We start from the raw sequence: 14,812 nt of genomic DNA, 5'->3' as shown, positions 1-14,812 counted from the left end.
TCACTATTTTTCTTCTTAATGAAAGAAAGGAACGTGCCTATGAAAATTTTAAATCTCGAAAACGAAAACCGGAAATTCACCAAATCCATCGAAAATTTCCACGTCATGGAATATCTCCAGGATTCCAGCGTCTCGCCGATGACTGCCATGGAGGAGTATTACATGAGCAAAATGAATGTGCGCCGCCGCCAGGTTGTCATTGAACTGGACAAGGAGCACTCCGCGATTATCCAGTCCGGTGCGATGCAGTGGATGGGCGGCCATGTACAGGCGACCGCCGGAATCAAAGGGATCGGCGACCTGTTCGGAAAGGCCATCAAAGGCGCCATGACAAAGGAATCTGCCGTAAAACCGGAGTACGTCGGCGACGGATATCTCGTGCTGGAACCGACCTACAAATACATCATTCTTGTGGATGTCGAGAAATGGGGCTCCTCCGGAATGACGATTGAGGACGGCATATTCCTCGCCTGCGACGGCAGAGTCAAAAACAAACTGACCGCCCGCAAGAGTATTTCCTCCGCTGTCCTCGGCGGTGAAGGCTTCTTCAATCTGAGCCTCGTCGGCAGAGGCGCCGTTGCCCTCGAAAGCAACGTACCTGAGGACGAGCTGATCGAAGTCGAACTCGAAAACGACGAACTGAAAATCGATGGAAACCTCGCCGTCTGCTGGTCCTCCAACCTTGATTTCACCGTAGAGCGCTCCACCAAAACTCTCGTCGGCTCCGCCGTCAGCGGTGAAGGCCTCGTCAACGTCTACCGCGGAACCGGCCGCGTCCTCATGAGCCCGGTCGCCCCGACAGATTCCCTGCTGACTGCAACCAACACGATCCAGGCGAACCCCGCTGTGAAGAACAACCTTCCGCCGGAAAATTAAATTCGAATCCTCTCCGCCCCTATGCCTAATACGCATAGAAAAAAGTCAAATTAAACCTCGTTTTTGATTGACACTTTCTTCAAAACATGTTAGCGTAAAATACGCATTTATCTTTACATTCTTAAGAAAAACCATACGATAAAATACATGTTCTGGAGAAAATGATGAATAGAATAAACTGGACTGAACTGAAACCGCAGATTCAGCAGGTCGGGCGATTAAGTCTGCCTGCGATTCTTACACAGATTACTACGATTGCGATGCAATACATTGATTCCGCGATGGTCGGCGCGCTTGGGGCGAATGCTTCGGCGGCGATCGGACTGGTTTCGTCGACGACGTGGCTCCTCAGCGGTACGATTTATGCGGTTTCAGCCGGTTTTTCTGTTCAGGTAGCACATCAGATCGGGGGAAATCATGACAAGAAGGCAAGGGATGTTGTGCGGCATGGCATCGCGTCCGCGCTTGTTGTGTCGGCTGTTTTGTGCCTGATCGGGCTTCTGATCAGTCATCCGCTGCCGGGGTGGCTCGGCGGTGCGCAGGAGATCCGGCAGAATGCCACGCTCTATTTTATGATGTTTGCCATCATGCTTCCGTTTTCCCAGCTCAACTCGCTGATGTCGTCCTTCCTGCAGTGCAGCGGTGATATGGTGACACCCAGTATTTTAAATGCCGTTATGTGCGTGCTCGATGTCATTTTCAATGCTCTTTTGATTCCGGTTTTCGGTGTCATGGGTGCCGGTATGGGAACGATGCTGGCCTGCGCCGTCATCAGCCTCACGGGTGCCTGGTTCTGTTGTGTCCGCAATCCGCGGCTGCGTCTCCGCCGGAAGGAAAAAACGGTTTTCGATGCGAAAATTCTGAAAACTGCATTCAAAATCGGTGTGCCGGTTGCCGTACAGGAAATCGCGATGAACAGCGCCATGGTTGCTGCCACCATGCTGATTGCCCCGCTCGGCTCCATTGCGATTGCGGCCAATTCGTTCGCCGTCACCGCCGAAGGCCTCTGCTACATGCCAGGCTACGGCATCGGTTCCGCCGCGACAACGCTCGTCGGCAAAAGCTACGGCGCCGGAAATTACAAGCTGGCGAAACGCTACGGAAATATCTGCATTGCCATGGGCGCAGTCCTGATGGCCATCACTGGAGGTCTGATGATGATCTTCTGTCCGTTCGTCTTTAGCATTCTGACTCCTGACCCGCAGGTTCGCTCGTTTGCCGCCGAGGTACTCCGCATCGAACTGCTCGCCGAGCCGTTTTTCGGCGCTTCCATCGTTGCCGCCGGAGCCCTCCGCGGAACAGGCGATACGTTTGTGCCAAGCCTTCTGAACCTTGGCAGCATCTGGGTCATCCGCCTCGGTCTCGCGGTGCTTCTCATCACCCCGCTCGGCCTGCGCGGCATGTGGATCGCCATGGCTATCGAGCTCTGCATCCGCGGATTGCTGCTGCTCTACCGCCAGCATACATCGAAATATTATAAACTGCCCGCAGCCTGACTTGGCGGCAGCGTATAGAAAAAGCGCTTATTTGAGATTTCATTCCCGCCTCAAATAAGCGCTTTCTATTTTACCTTATCCCTTGTTTCAATTCACAGTCGGTATTTTCACGGAGTCTGACATGTCGAAAATAGTTCGACTGTGACTTGCCTCATGTCTGTGGAGGATACCGATTTCTCTCCGCCCGCCACTGCCGTTATGTTTCTTTTAACAATTCATCCCACCACTTTAGAAGCGGGGGACTTCTTGTCTACTGGTATTAAAACTGGATCACTTCCGGCTCGTCCGTAAAGGAGCTGATCGTTACTGTTGCATTCTGGAAATTTTAAACGTCTCAACCTCCACAACCCGCTCTTTCCCTCTCGTTCCCCAGATCATCAGATGGACCTTATATTCCACCGAATCCCGTGCATAAAAGAATGGCTCCTCGCGCAGCAATGATGCGCGTTTTCCTTCGGCTTCCAGTATCTTTTTCCGTTTCATTGCCTGCTCCTGGATTTTTCGGATCTGGGTTCCTTCTTCGCCAGTGAAGCGTCGTTTCGGGTAATTCTGTGCTTCGCGGGCCAGTTTTTTTTCCAGTAAATCCACGACTTTCGCGTGGCGGCTCGTATGCAGCAGTTTTGCGATCTGTTTTGCGAGGAGTTTTCCCTGCCATTTTTCATAAAGTGCAAGATACCGCAGCAGCACTTTATCGCCTGCCTCCGATGCCAGTTTTTTCATCTCCGTAATTGCCTCTTCCGTCGCTTCCCACCACGGGCATGACGGTACGAGATACTGATCCGGCACGGCCGGGTAGCAACAGAAATTGAGCGGCGGGAAATTGGCCAGCGATGCCAGACGCATTTCTTCCTCGGTGCAGAACGCCTCGCCGAGGTATTCCAGCTTGTCCCGCAGGATCGCAATACGGAACTCAATCTGCCGCAGATACTCGTATCCGTCCACCCAGAAATGACCCGTTTTTCCGTAATCAAACAGATGCACTTCCAGTGAAAGGCGGCTGAAAAACAGCGTGCACACCGTCTCTTTCTGCCGCACGATCAGAACGTACTGCTCCCCGTCTTTTTCCAGTGCGGCATCTATTTCTCCCTCGTATTCCTTCTGATACGTTCCCGTCAGCTCCGCGTCATGAAAAACGAGAAAGCTCTCTGCCGCATCGTTCATCAGATAGACAAGCCAGATCTCCTTTTCTCCTCCCCCGTACCGCTCACCCGGAAGCAGCAGCTCGAACTGCCCCTGCGAAAGAAGCACATCCAGCCTTTCCAGTTCCTCGGTCCATGTGATATTTTCTGCAATTTCCATTCCGTGATTCTCCCCTGTTTTCTTTTACTTCCTATGATACACCATAAAAAGGCTCCACTGCAATCCAAAGCAGTAGAGCCCCTTCTCCAAATTTTTCTGTTATTAATCCGTCCCGTTATCCGGCGCATGCCGTCCGCACTTTCTCGTCCAGCGTCGTCTGAATCTCTTTTAAATTCACCGGTTTCGGAATATGCCCGCGTCCGCGCACCGCTTGCGGTCCGTTGCAAAAGTATTTGCTGTCATCGCAAAAATCGGAACATCATTGTCCTCACGCACACTGTTTCGAATTTTTTTCGTCGCCTCGATGCCATCCATCACCGGCATCTGCATATCCATGAAGATCGCAAAATAGCTTCCCGGATCCGACGCTTCAAACTGATCCACGGCCTTGGAACCATTCTCCGCCCAGTCCACGACAAGGCCGAGGCTTCCGAGCAGCTCCGTCGCAACCTCTGCATTCAGTGCATTATCCTCCGCAAGCAGAACAGCAGCACACCTGCAATCAGTGCCACCAGATACAGCGGGTGGTCAAACAGATACGCCATGATGGTCGGTGTCTCCACGTTCATGCTCGTAAATACGGTGATCGCCGGATGGCGGGAAAATGCAAACTCCTCCTCTCGTATTTTCTTTTCGCAGGCAATAAAAAAGCACCATAGATTCTCCTACCGTGCATTTCAGTCATTTCTCCCTATTTATTTTATAAGAAATGTTCCATATTTACGCAGCTGGCTGCCATTTTACAGGCCTTGTAGCTTTGCGTCACAGCCTTTCGACTGCTTTGCCGAGATTCTTTTTTTATTTTAATTCATTGCTGTAAGACTCTCTTCTCCTTTCCCATCGGAATATGATATAATGACCTCTGGATTTTGGCAGATTACTGTTTTTAACATTGGAGGTGTACGATGAAATACAGACTCATGACAGAAAACGATTTAGAATATGTTGTCGAAAAAAATAATGAATACTACAACAATGTCGAAGGCTGCTGGACCTATGAAAAAGCCTATAAGAGAATTTATCAGGTACTCACAATGGAAAATTCCTGAAGTAAACTGCGGAATCGCAAGTATGTGTTTCGTCTTGAAAAAGCAGCAAAAATATAGTATAATATTTTTGCTGCTGACCTGGCTGAAACATTTATAATTTTTGTTTCTGTAGCTCAGTAGGATAGAGTGTCCGCCTCCTAAGAGAAAGCCGAGGCATTCCCCAAAGGGAAAAAATGAAAAACAACTTTCAGTTCGAATCTATTCTGAAAAATGCCAAAGGTGACAACAAAGCATTCCCCAAATTGGGGAGCATTCTAATGTTACCAAATCGAAAAAATCTGTAGATTGACAACTCGAAATAGAGTTGATAATCTTATATATGGCCGAAGGGAAAAATCCCAGAAACCCAGTAAAATCAAGGGTTTGCGGCATGTGTCGTCATAGCTCAGCTGGATAGAGCACTCGCCTCCTAAGCGAGGGGTCGGAGGTTCAAATCCTCTTGGCGACGGGCTTCAAAGCGTTCGAAAATGTTAGCTGGATTAGCTGACAACGAACGCTTTTGTTATTTTCTAATCACGTTCTTCAATTCTATTAGCTACAGCTAATGGTCAAACAGCAATGTCTGTTTGGAACTTTACTATCTATAAAAGTTCCAGGCAGGCATTTTTTATTTCCTGAATCCTGGAGGAAAGGAGTCAAGATGACTGAACCAAACAAGCGAAACGTCTGTTATTGAGAGGGTATGGGGAGATCCCCATCAAGATAAAACCCATAGGTTGACGGGAGGCAAAATGGCAATACCGTTAAACATGGGTGGATCTTGCTCTTATTTGTATCCCTCTATATAACGAAACGCTCAGAGTCTGTTTTACAGTGAGGGAAAAGAAAAAATATCAAGAAATTGATAATTAATGGTGAACTTGTGATAGAATGGAAAAAAGAAAAAAGCATAAAGGATGTAGTTGTGGAGAATATTTGTTATGATTAGAAAGTTGCTGAACGGAGATATCGATAGAGTCGCTGACATATGGTTAAAGACAAATCTGAAAGCACATTATTTTATTTCCAATCAATACTGGAAAAGTAATTATGAATTAGTAAAAGAAATGCTGTCACAATCCGAAGTCTATGTGTTTGAAGCAGATAAAATGATACAAGGATTTGTAGGACTAAATGATGAATATATCGAAGGTATTTTTGTCTCCGATGAAATGCAGTCATGTGGCATAGGTAAGCTTTTATTGGATTATATTAAGGATAAAAAAGTTAGCTTACGATTAAATGTATACCAGAAGAATGCCAGAGCAATTTCTTTTTACCAAAGAGAAGGGTTCATTATTCAATGTGAAGATTTGGATGAAGATACTGGTGAAAAAGAGTACACTATGCTATGGAAACGAAAATAGAAATCGGAATTTGGAGAATTAGACGTTATGAGGAGCGTAAAAATATGAATGCTGACTTCAGAATAGACGGAAAAGTAATAGAAACAAAAAGGCTCATTCTTAGATCATTCAAACAAACAGATTTGGAGGATTTCTATGAGTATGCATCTGTCGAAGGTGTTGGGGAGATGGCAGGATGGAAACATCATGAAAATATTGCTGAATCTCAAAGTATTATGAATTCCTTTATCAGTGAGGATAAAGTATTTGCAATCTGCTTAAAGAAAAACAATAAAGTAATCGGTACTGTTGGCATAGAAAAATATGGGTTAGAAGATGCTTTGACAGAATTCAAGGATTATTACGGCAGAGAATTAGGATATGTTTTGAGTAAAGATTATTGGGGAAAAGGACTTATGCCCGAAGCCGTAAATGCAGTTAAAGATTATTTATTTGGCGAATTGGATTATGATTTTCTGATTTGTGGTTACTATGATTTCAATGAACAATCAAAACGAGTTCAGACAAAATGTGGCTTCAAACCATATCGTTCATTGGTCATGACAACGCAAATGGAGACAAAAGAACAAGGTACATTGATGTTGTTGCTGAATTCCAAGAAGAATATTAAATTAGTTTTTTCACATCCGGAAACCTTAATCTCCGAAAATTGGTAAAATCCAGTTTGTTGAACTGAATCCGAAAAGCATTAGGGCGCAGAGGAGATAGAATCCTTTGCGTAAAAGACTAACGAACATATTTAATGAAACATCGGAACCATCTTCTTTTTGTTGTCTACCTATAATAACGATTGGAGTAATCGATTATAGACACTGCAATCAAAAAAATCTGAAAATATATTTATCAACATTACATAAAAGTGTGTAGATGCACATAAAATGGGAATACATATTGAAATTCAGGTCGTTCTGCGATAGAATCTCATTACTAAAAAGTGTGTAGATGCACGGAAATGGGGAATATAACGGTGGAGATTAAAAGAGACGCTTACCTACAGCAGCTGATCGAGCGAAAAGATAATGGAATGATAAAGGTGATTACCGGCATTCGTAGATGTGGCAAATCCTTTTTGCTGTTTACCATCTTTAAGAGATACTTACTGGAGAACGGCGTTGATGTTGATCATATTATTGAAATTGCATTGGATGGTATTGAGAACGAAGAATTAAGAGATCCCAAGGTATGCTTCAAGTACATCAAGGATGCCATGAAAGACGACGGGAAGTATTATCTCCTTTTGGATGAAGTGCAGTTCATGCCACGATTTGAGGAAGTGCTGAACAGCCTGCTCCGCATGAGCAATATTGATGTGTATGTCACCGGAAGTAATTCCAAGTTCCTGTCCAGCGACATTGTGACCGAATTCCGTGGCAGAGGTGATGAGATTAGAATCTACCCTCTCTCCTTTGCAGAGTTTTATTCTGTCTATGACGGCGATTATGATGATGCCTGGGATGACTACATGATCTACGGAGGATTGCCGCAGATCGTAAGTTTCCAGAGCGAACGACAGAAAGCGGACTATCTGAAGAACATCTTTGCAAATGTCTATCTGAAGGATGTTATTGAAAAAAATAAGATTCAGAACGTGGATGAGATTGGGATTCTGGTTGATGTGCTTGCATCTGCAATCGGCGCACCGACCAACCCTTCAAAGATTGCCAATACATTTGCCAGTGAGCGCCAGATGACTTATGCTAATAAAACCATCTCCAAGCATATCGACTATTTGACAGATGCCTTTTTGATTTCCAAGGCAAGCCGATACGATATTAAGGGCAGAAAGTATATCGGTGCAAATCTGAAATACTACTTTACGGATCTGGGACTGAGAAATGCACGTCTGAATTTCAGACAGCAGGAGCCTACTCATATCATGGAGAACATTGTTTATAACGAGCTGTTGATCCGTGGCTACAATGTTGATGTGGGTGTCGTGGATATCTTCGATAAGGATAAAGAGGGCAAACGTGTTCGCAAGCAGTTGGAGGTTGACTTTGTGGTGAATCAAGGAAACCAGAGATACTATATCCAGGTTGCATATGACATGATTTCGGAAGAAAAACAGACGCAGGAGTTCAATTCTCTGCGTAATATCCCGGACTCTTTTAAGAAGATCGTCATTGTAAATGGCAGCAAAAAGCCTTGGAGAAATGATGAAGGTTTTGTCATCATGGGAATGAAGTATTTCTTGCTGAATGCGAATAGTCTGGAATTTTAAGTCGATTTGAGTTGTTGCTGTGGTGTTGTTCTATTTCAAAAAAGAGTGAAATGATATAAATAAGGCCAGCCGATGTGGTAGCATTTATGTGGGAGTACATGAAAGTACCGGAGGATTCAAGAGAAAAAGTTAAGAATCTGCTTAAAGATGCAAATGAAAATGGAGTAAAAATAAGTCATCAGGCACCAACACTGTATGATGTTGTTCCGAAAGAAGAAATTGCTGAATTTGAAGAGCTTATGCGCAAAACCATAGCTGACATTGTATCAGAAGTCAGTAGCGTTGCCTGTTGGGTGTATGTGCAGAAATATGTGAAGCACAAAACCCTAAACGAAATGCTGCAAGAATTGCCAGACGTAAGTCAATTCATCCTGGCTATGATGAGATAAGTGAAGAATTACTTCATTCTGCAAGAGCTATCATTGAAGCAGATAATGAACTGCAGAGAATAAAAGACAAAATTGGTATGTTACACGAAATTTAGGGAGAAAACTGAGCAAGTAGGAAGGTGGAATATATATGAAACAAGATACTTTAGAGGGCAAAGCAAAAACAAAAAATGGGGTAAAACGGCTGTGCTTTTCCATAATCTGCATTCTTCTGGAAGTGATTTTTATTATTACTATCGTAACACGCTTGAATGAATATGCAGAAATCATAAATTTATTTACAAGGATTTTGAGTGGGATCTTGGTTTTGGGATTGTACGCATCAAATAAGACATCCTCTATGAAAATGCCTTGGGTCATCTTAATTCTAATTTTCCCAATTATGGGTGTAGGCCTGTATTTGTTGATTGGTTTGAATGGCGGCACACATAAAATGCGTGAGCGATATGCAGAAATTGATAGCAAATTGTTACCAATGCTCCCGGACAGTCAGGAGTGTTTGAGCAGAATAAAAGAAACAATTCCGAAAGCAGGAAATATAGCAAGTTACATACAAAGAAATTCGCAGTATCCAATCTATCAGAATACGGATATTGTGTATTTTGATGAAGCAGTGAAAGGATTAGAGGCACAGCTTAAGGATTTGGGGAAAGCACAGAAGTTTATCTTTATGGAATATCATGCGATAGAAGACGCTGAAGCATGGCATAAGATTCAAGATGTTCTGGAAGAGCGAGTAAAAGCAGGTGTGAAAGTTAGAGTATTCTACGATGATATGGGTTCTATAGGCTTTATTAACACAGATTTTGTGAAAAAGATGGAGGCAATAGGAATTCATTGCCGTGTATTCAATCCGTTTATGCCAGGTTTAAATCTGTTTTTGAACAATCGTGATCATAGAAAAATAACAGTTATTGATGGAAAAGTCGGATTTACAGGTGGATATAATCTAGCAAACGAATATTTTAATTACACACACCCGTATGGACAGTGGAAAGATACAGGTATTCGTTTAGAAGGAGATGCTGTTCAGTCGCTTACGGTGACATTTTTGGAAATGTGGAATGCAGTAAGTGATAAGGATGCTAATGATTCTGATTTTAGTAAATACCTTTTCCACTATGATTATGCGGCACAGCAAACTGGGTTTGTTCAACCTTATGCAGACAGCCCTATGGATAATGAGCAAGTAGGAGAAGAAGTTTATATCAGTATGATAAATAAAGCTGAAAAATATTGTTGGTTTATGACTCCATATCTAATCATAACAGATGAAATGACGCATGCGTTATGTCTGGCTGCTAAGCGAGGGGTAGACGTAAGAATTATCACACCTGGTATCCCTGATAAAAAATTCATTTATAATATAACTCGTTCTTTTTATCATGGATTGGTTAAACATGGTGTTCGTGTTTATGAGTGGACTCCTGGTTTCTGTCATGCAAAAATGAGTGTGGCAGATGACTGTATGGCAACTTGTGGAACAATTAATCTGGATTATCGAAGTTTATATCACCATTTTGAAAACGGCTGTTTTATGGCAGATTGTCAGGCAGTTGTGGAAATAAAAAATGATCTGATAAGAACGATGGGAGAATGTCGTGATGTGACAGACCAATATCAAACCGGACGAAGTGCATATTTGCGACTGGGACAATTATTTATGAGATTATTTGCTGGATTGCTATAAGAATCTGATGAAACGACCTTTCAAAAAACAGTTGATTTAGAAGTTAACTGTTTTTGAAAGGCCGTTTTTGCTATATCTAACAGTCTGTTGTACAAAGAAGATTTTGCATTGATGAAAAAACAAACCTTGTTGAGGTTAAATTGAGATTGACTTTGTATTGTATAAGTATGAAATAAAAAGGAATCAGGTGATGTACAATGAAAAAGTATAAAATATGTAAAATCCTTCTTGTTATACTGGCAGTTTTTTTATGTGTGGCTTTTTATGAATTGCTCGGAATCCACGTTGCATATAAAAAGCAGCCGGAAGTGTCCAATACAACCAAAAAAGAAACAAAAAATGGGTCATGGAACGAATGCAGTGAAAATACAGAACGGGCAGTAATCATAGAAAAGAATCCAGAAGCGCTTTTACAAAGAGTGCGTTTGATCAAAAATGCAAAAAAGGAAATTATTCTTTCTACTTTTGCATTTCAATCCGATGAAAGTGGAAAATTGATTTTAGGAGCACTGCATGATGCGGCAGACAGGGGTGTACATATTCGTCTGTTAGTAGATGGAATGGAGAGCTGGATTGATATGGAAGGAAATCCGTATTTCTATGGATTATCTTCCCATGAGAATGTTGAAATTAAACTATATAATAAGGCCAATCCGTTGAAACCGTGGAAAATGATGGGTAGAATGCATGATAAATATTTGATTGCAGATGGAAAGAGATATATTCTTGGGGGAAGAAATACATACAATTATTTCCTGGGTGATTTTCCGGGACATAAGAACTATGACAGAGACGTGTTAGTGGTTTGCGATGAACCTGAGAAAGAAAATTCAGTTAACCAGTTGTTAGAGTATTTTGAAACGATATGGGAACAAGAAGACAGTGGTTATTTTCATGACAATAAAAAACTGGCAAATAGAAAATCTGTAAAGAACGCAGTTTTAGAACTGCAGAACGGCTATCAGAAATATTTTGAAGAGAATAAGGAAAGAATCTGCGATACCGATTACACGGACGAAACTTTTGAGACAGAAAAGATTGCATTAGTGTCAAATCCTATCCACACAGGTTCCAAGGAACCAGTAGTCTGGTATCAACTGGGAGAACTAATGAAAAATGCAAAAGAGCGCGTGAAAATTCATACACCATATATTATTTGCAATGATATGATGTATAATACATGGAAAGAGATTGCGGAGAGAGTTCCGGATTTTTCTATCATGACCAATTCGGTTGCCAACAATGGAAATCCGTTTGGTTCTGCTGATTATGCGAGAAACAGAAACAGAATTTTAAATACAGGAATTGATATCTGGGAGTATGAAGGCGGCTATTCTTACCACGGAAAAAGCATCCTGATTGATGATGATCTATCCGTAATCGGTTCCTTTAACATGGATATGAGAAGCACGTATCTGGATACGGAACTGATGCTTGTAATACGTAGCAAAGAGATTAATAAACAGTTGGAAGAAGGCATGATGGAATATGAAAGAGTGTCCCGACAGGTATTGGAAGATGGAACCTATCGTGATCCATATCATGTAGAGCCAATCGAATTAACAAAGAAACGTCAGAGAAAAATATTTTTGGTACAGCATCTGCTTGGATGGGCAAGGTATCTGTTTTAATAAGGAGGAAGGAAAACGTGTTTCAAATATTGATTGTAGAAGATGATAAAGAATTAAGCCAGCTATTCCAAAAAGTGCTTGAGAAGAATGGATATCAGGTCAAAAGTGCATCGGATGGAGCACTGGCATTAGAAATATTGGATAAAGAGTATATTGATCTGATCATTTCCGATATTATGATGCCGGTTATGGATGGTTATGAACTGGTGTCGGAACTCCGTTCAGCAGGATATCAGATACCGGTACTTATGATCACTGCGAAAGGTTCCTTTGATGATATGCGCCAGGGATTTCTTTCGGGAAGTGACGATTATATGGTAAAACCGGTAAATGTGAATGAAATGGTTTTAAGAGTTGGAGCACTGCTTCGCCGTGCACAGATACTGAATGAACACAAAATTGTGATCGGTTCAACAGAGTTTGATTATGATGCAATGACGGTTACAACTGATAAGGAAAGTCTTGTTTTGCCTAAAAAAGAATTCCTGCTTTTATATAAGCTTGCAGCTTCGCCAGGCAGAACATTTACAAAACAACAGTTGATGGATGAAGTATGGGGATACGAGACGGAGGCAGACCCACATACGATAGAGGTACATATAGGAAGAATCAGAGAGCGTTTTAAAGATAACCCTGATTTTGAAATCGTAACAATGCGTGGAATTGGATACAAGGTGGTGAAAAAATAATGGAACAAAAGAAAGAAAAAGGATTGCGGATCCGATCCTGTCTGACTGGTGCAATCTGGCTGGCACTTGTATTTTCAACAGTCATATCTGCTTTATTATTTGCTTTTTTGAATCATTTTTTTAATCTGCCGGGCAGCATATCTGTGCTTGGCTGGCTTTTGATTTTCAATACATTGATTGCCGGGCTGATCACTTCCTTTATTAATGCAAAGTTACTGGAACCAATTACCAGACTTAGTAAAGCAATGAAGGAAGTTTCTCAGGGAGATTTTGAACAGCATTTGGAAACGAACAGCCGTATAGCAGAAGTTGGAGAATCTTATCAAAGTTTTAACGTTATGACAAAAGAACTTCGTGCAACAGAGGTGCTGCAGATGGATTTTGTATCTGATGTTTCTCATGAGTTTAAGACCCCGATTAATGCCATTGAAGGATATACAATGCTGCTTCAGGGAGAAGAACTGTCTCCGGATCAAGAGGAATATGTAGAAAAAATCTTATTTAACACCCAAAGACTTTCCGGATTGGTTGGTAATATTTTGCTGTTATCCAAGTTAGAGAATCAGAATATACCAATGAAAAAAACAGAATATCGTCTGGATGAACAGATCCGCCAGGCATTTCTTTCATTGGAAACAAAATGGACAGAAAAAGAAATTGGTTTTCAGGTAGAATTGGAGGAAGTTAAATATACTGGGAATGAAGGACTTTTTATGCATATCTGGATAAATCTTTTGGATAATGCGATTAAGTTCAGCCCTTCAAAGGGGACAATTACGATGTTTCTGAAACAAGAACAGGATTCTGTTAAGTTCATTCTGGAAGATGAAGGACCAGGAATAGAGGATGATGTAAAATCCAGAATATTTGACAAGTTCTATCAGGTAGATGGATCTCATAAAGCAGAAGGAAATGGCCTAGGTCTTGCACTTGTAAAACGGATTGTAGATAGTGCCGGAGGAACAATCAAAGCAGAAAACCGTGAATATGGTGGATGCAGATTTGTTGTAGAGCTTCCAATACAGAAAGATAAGGCCATATAAGTTTAAGAAAAACAGATATAGGAGGAATTACATGACATTTTATCAGGAGTTGCAGTTAAATCAGGCAGGTTCTAAAAACCTGTTGAAAAAGAGTGAAACACTAAAAGAAAAATCATATCATATGTGGGTATATCTGGTGAAGATAGCTGCTACAATGGCATTTTGTTTTTGCTTTGTTAGTATTTTCAGTATCCTATTTGGAAATGAGAACAGCATTGTAGGTGTAGTAGTCTTATTATGTCTCATGGTGTTTAGAAATGCGGATCTGGGGATCCACACCGGACAATCTACGATGCTTTTGGCTTTGTTCTTTGTAATTATGACTGTATGTCCGCATTTAGCAAATCAGTTTTCACCGGTATTGGGAATGCTGTTAAATATTGCGGCACTGGCTGTGTTGATTCTGTTCGGATGCCATAATCCATTCATGTTTAATCAATCTACATTGGTTCTTGGGTATCTACTGCTATATGGTTATGATGTTACGGGAAAAAGCTATCAGATGCGATTAGTCGGAATGGCTTTAGGTGCAGCACTTACCTGCTTCGTATTTTATCGAAATCATAAAAACAGAACCTATAAAAGAAATCTGAAAGATCTGATACAAGAATTTGATATCACTTCTTCCAGAACAAAATGGCAGATATGTCAGATTTTATGCGTACCGATTGTCCTTTGCATTGCAGAACTTTGTAATATGCCACGTGCAATGTGGGCTGGTATTGCGGCCATGTCCACGATTTTGCCGTTTATGGAAGATATGCACTACAGAGTCCGTAAAAGGATTGTTGGAAATATTGCAGGTGTTATATGTTTTACAGTATTATATTTTCTGCTTCCTTCGTCAATCTATGCATATATAGGAATTCTTGGTGGAATCGGTGTAGGATTTTCAGCACAATATGGCTGGCAGGCAGTATTTAACACATTTGGTGCTTTAGCCATTGCTACAGAGACTTATGGACTACAAGGAGCGGTTAGTCTTAGAGTGATTCAAAATGTTTTTGGTGTTGTGTTTGCTTTAGCATTTTGTGTTATATTTTATTGGTTTATGTCTAAAAAAAAAGGAAAGTAAGGTGACCG

The 14,812-nt window shown here is 41.7% G+C and carries 14 protein-coding genes, 1 tRNA gene, 1 pseudogene and 1 riboswitch; of the genes and pseudogenes, 14 read left to right on the top strand and 2 right to left on the bottom strand.

Going from position 1 to position 14,812, the window contains the following annotated elements; translation table 11 throughout:
- The first annotated feature begins 39 nt into the window (after positions 1–39).
- Positions 40–876: an AIM24 family protein gene (locus I2G42_RS09830; protein ID WP_195531001.1), complete on the top strand. Its 837-nt coding sequence runs from the start codon at positions 40–42 to the stop codon at positions 874–876.
- Positions 877–1,040: 164 nt separating this feature from the next.
- Positions 1,041–2,372, top strand: coding sequence for an MATE family efflux transporter (locus tag I2G42_RS09825; RefSeq protein WP_243277169.1), 1,332 nt, complete (start codon positions 1,041–1,043; stop codon positions 2,370–2,372).
- Positions 2,373–2,675: 303 nt separating this feature from the next.
- Here I2G42_RS09825 and I2G42_RS09820 read toward each other — a convergent pair whose 3' ends face one another.
- A complete protein-coding gene (locus I2G42_RS09820; protein ID WP_082424834.1) occupies positions 2,676–3,671 on the bottom strand; it encodes a DUF3878 family protein in 996 nt (331 codons plus the stop codon).
- A 174-nt stretch (positions 3,672–3,845) separates the two neighbouring features.
- A complete protein-coding gene (locus tag I2G42_RS09815) occupies positions 3,846–4,109 on the bottom strand; it encodes a response regulator (RefSeq protein WP_242856659.1) in 264 nt (87 codons plus the stop codon).
- A 282-nt stretch (positions 4,110–4,391) separates the two neighbouring features.
- A riboswitch (cyclic di-GMP riboswitch) is annotated at positions 4,392–4,467 on the bottom strand.
- A 109-nt stretch (positions 4,468–4,576) separates the two neighbouring features.
- Here I2G42_RS09815 and I2G42_RS09810 point away from each other — a divergent pair.
- The 12 genes and pseudogenes from I2G42_RS09810 to I2G42_RS09760 all read left to right on the top strand — a co-directional run bounded on the left by I2G42_RS09810 (position 4,577) and on the right by I2G42_RS09760 (position 14,804).
- Positions 4,577–4,720 carry a hypothetical protein gene (locus tag I2G42_RS09810; protein ID WP_022461225.1) on the top strand — a complete coding sequence of 48 codons (144 nt, stop codon included), beginning with the start codon at positions 4,577–4,579 and terminating at the stop codon, positions 4,718–4,720.
- Positions 4,721–5,094: 374 nt separating this feature from the next.
- Positions 5,095–5,168, top strand: a tRNA-Arg gene (locus tag I2G42_RS09805).
- 472 nt (positions 5,169–5,640) lie between these two features.
- The gene (locus I2G42_RS09800) at positions 5,641–6,066 is read left to right on the top strand and encodes a GNAT family N-acetyltransferase (RefSeq protein ID WP_055195028.1); all 426 of its coding nucleotides are present in this window, start codon (positions 5,641–5,643) and stop codon (positions 6,064–6,066) included.
- Positions 6,051–6,722 carry a GNAT family N-acetyltransferase gene (locus I2G42_RS09795; protein ID WP_226906398.1) on the top strand — a complete coding sequence of 224 codons (672 nt, stop codon included), beginning with the start codon at positions 6,051–6,053 and terminating at the stop codon, positions 6,720–6,722. Before I2G42_RS09800 ends, I2G42_RS09795 begins: the two co-directional genes overlap by 16 nt.
- A gap of 311 nt (positions 6,723–7,033) precedes the next feature.
- Positions 7,034–8,287, top strand: coding sequence for an ATP-binding protein (locus tag I2G42_RS09790; RefSeq protein WP_055225908.1), 1,254 nt, complete (start codon positions 7,034–7,036; stop codon positions 8,285–8,287).
- Positions 8,288–8,385: 98 nt separating this feature from the next.
- The gene (locus I2G42_RS09785) at positions 8,386–8,676 is read left to right on the top strand and encodes a hypothetical protein (RefSeq protein ID WP_202031404.1); all 291 of its coding nucleotides are present in this window, start codon (positions 8,386–8,388) and stop codon (positions 8,674–8,676) included.
- A pseudogene (locus I2G42_RS17095) lies at positions 8,658–8,771 on the top strand (GTP pyrophosphokinase); the annotation flags it as partial. The gene I2G42_RS09785 and the pseudogene I2G42_RS17095, both read left to right, overlap by 19 nt.
- Before the next feature lie 35 nt (positions 8,772–8,806).
- Complete coding sequence (gene cls, locus I2G42_RS09780) at positions 8,807–10,366, top strand: cardiolipin synthase (protein WP_055225912.1); 1,560 nt, start codon at positions 8,807–8,809, stop codon at positions 10,364–10,366.
- A gap of 197 nt (positions 10,367–10,563) precedes the next feature.
- Entirely contained in the window at positions 10,564–11,997 is a 1,434-nt protein-coding gene (locus I2G42_RS09775) for a phospholipase D family protein (RefSeq protein ID WP_055225914.1), read from the top strand.
- Entirely contained in the window at positions 11,976–12,686 is a 711-nt protein-coding gene (locus I2G42_RS09770) for a response regulator transcription factor (RefSeq protein ID WP_044024695.1), read from the top strand. Before I2G42_RS09775 ends, I2G42_RS09770 begins: the two co-directional genes overlap by 22 nt.
- Positions 12,686–13,729, top strand: coding sequence for a sensor histidine kinase (locus tag I2G42_RS09765; RefSeq protein ID WP_055225915.1), 1,044 nt, complete (start codon positions 12,686–12,688; stop codon positions 13,727–13,729). Before I2G42_RS09770 ends, I2G42_RS09765 begins: the two co-directional genes overlap by 1 nt.
- A gap of 31 nt (positions 13,730–13,760) precedes the next feature.
- Positions 13,761–14,804, top strand: coding sequence for an FUSC family protein (locus tag I2G42_RS09760; RefSeq protein WP_118700640.1), 1,044 nt, complete (start codon positions 13,761–13,763; stop codon positions 14,802–14,804).
- Positions 14,805–14,812: the final 8 nt, after the last annotated feature.

Origin of the sequence: Fusicatenibacter saccharivorans (assembly GCF_015557635.1) — a bacterium.
GTDB classification, from domain to species: domain Bacteria; phylum Bacillota; class Clostridia; order Lachnospirales; family Lachnospiraceae; genus Fusicatenibacter; species Fusicatenibacter saccharivorans.
Note: the sequence above shows the minus strand (reverse complement) of the source record. Positions and strands in the feature narration are given on the sequence as shown.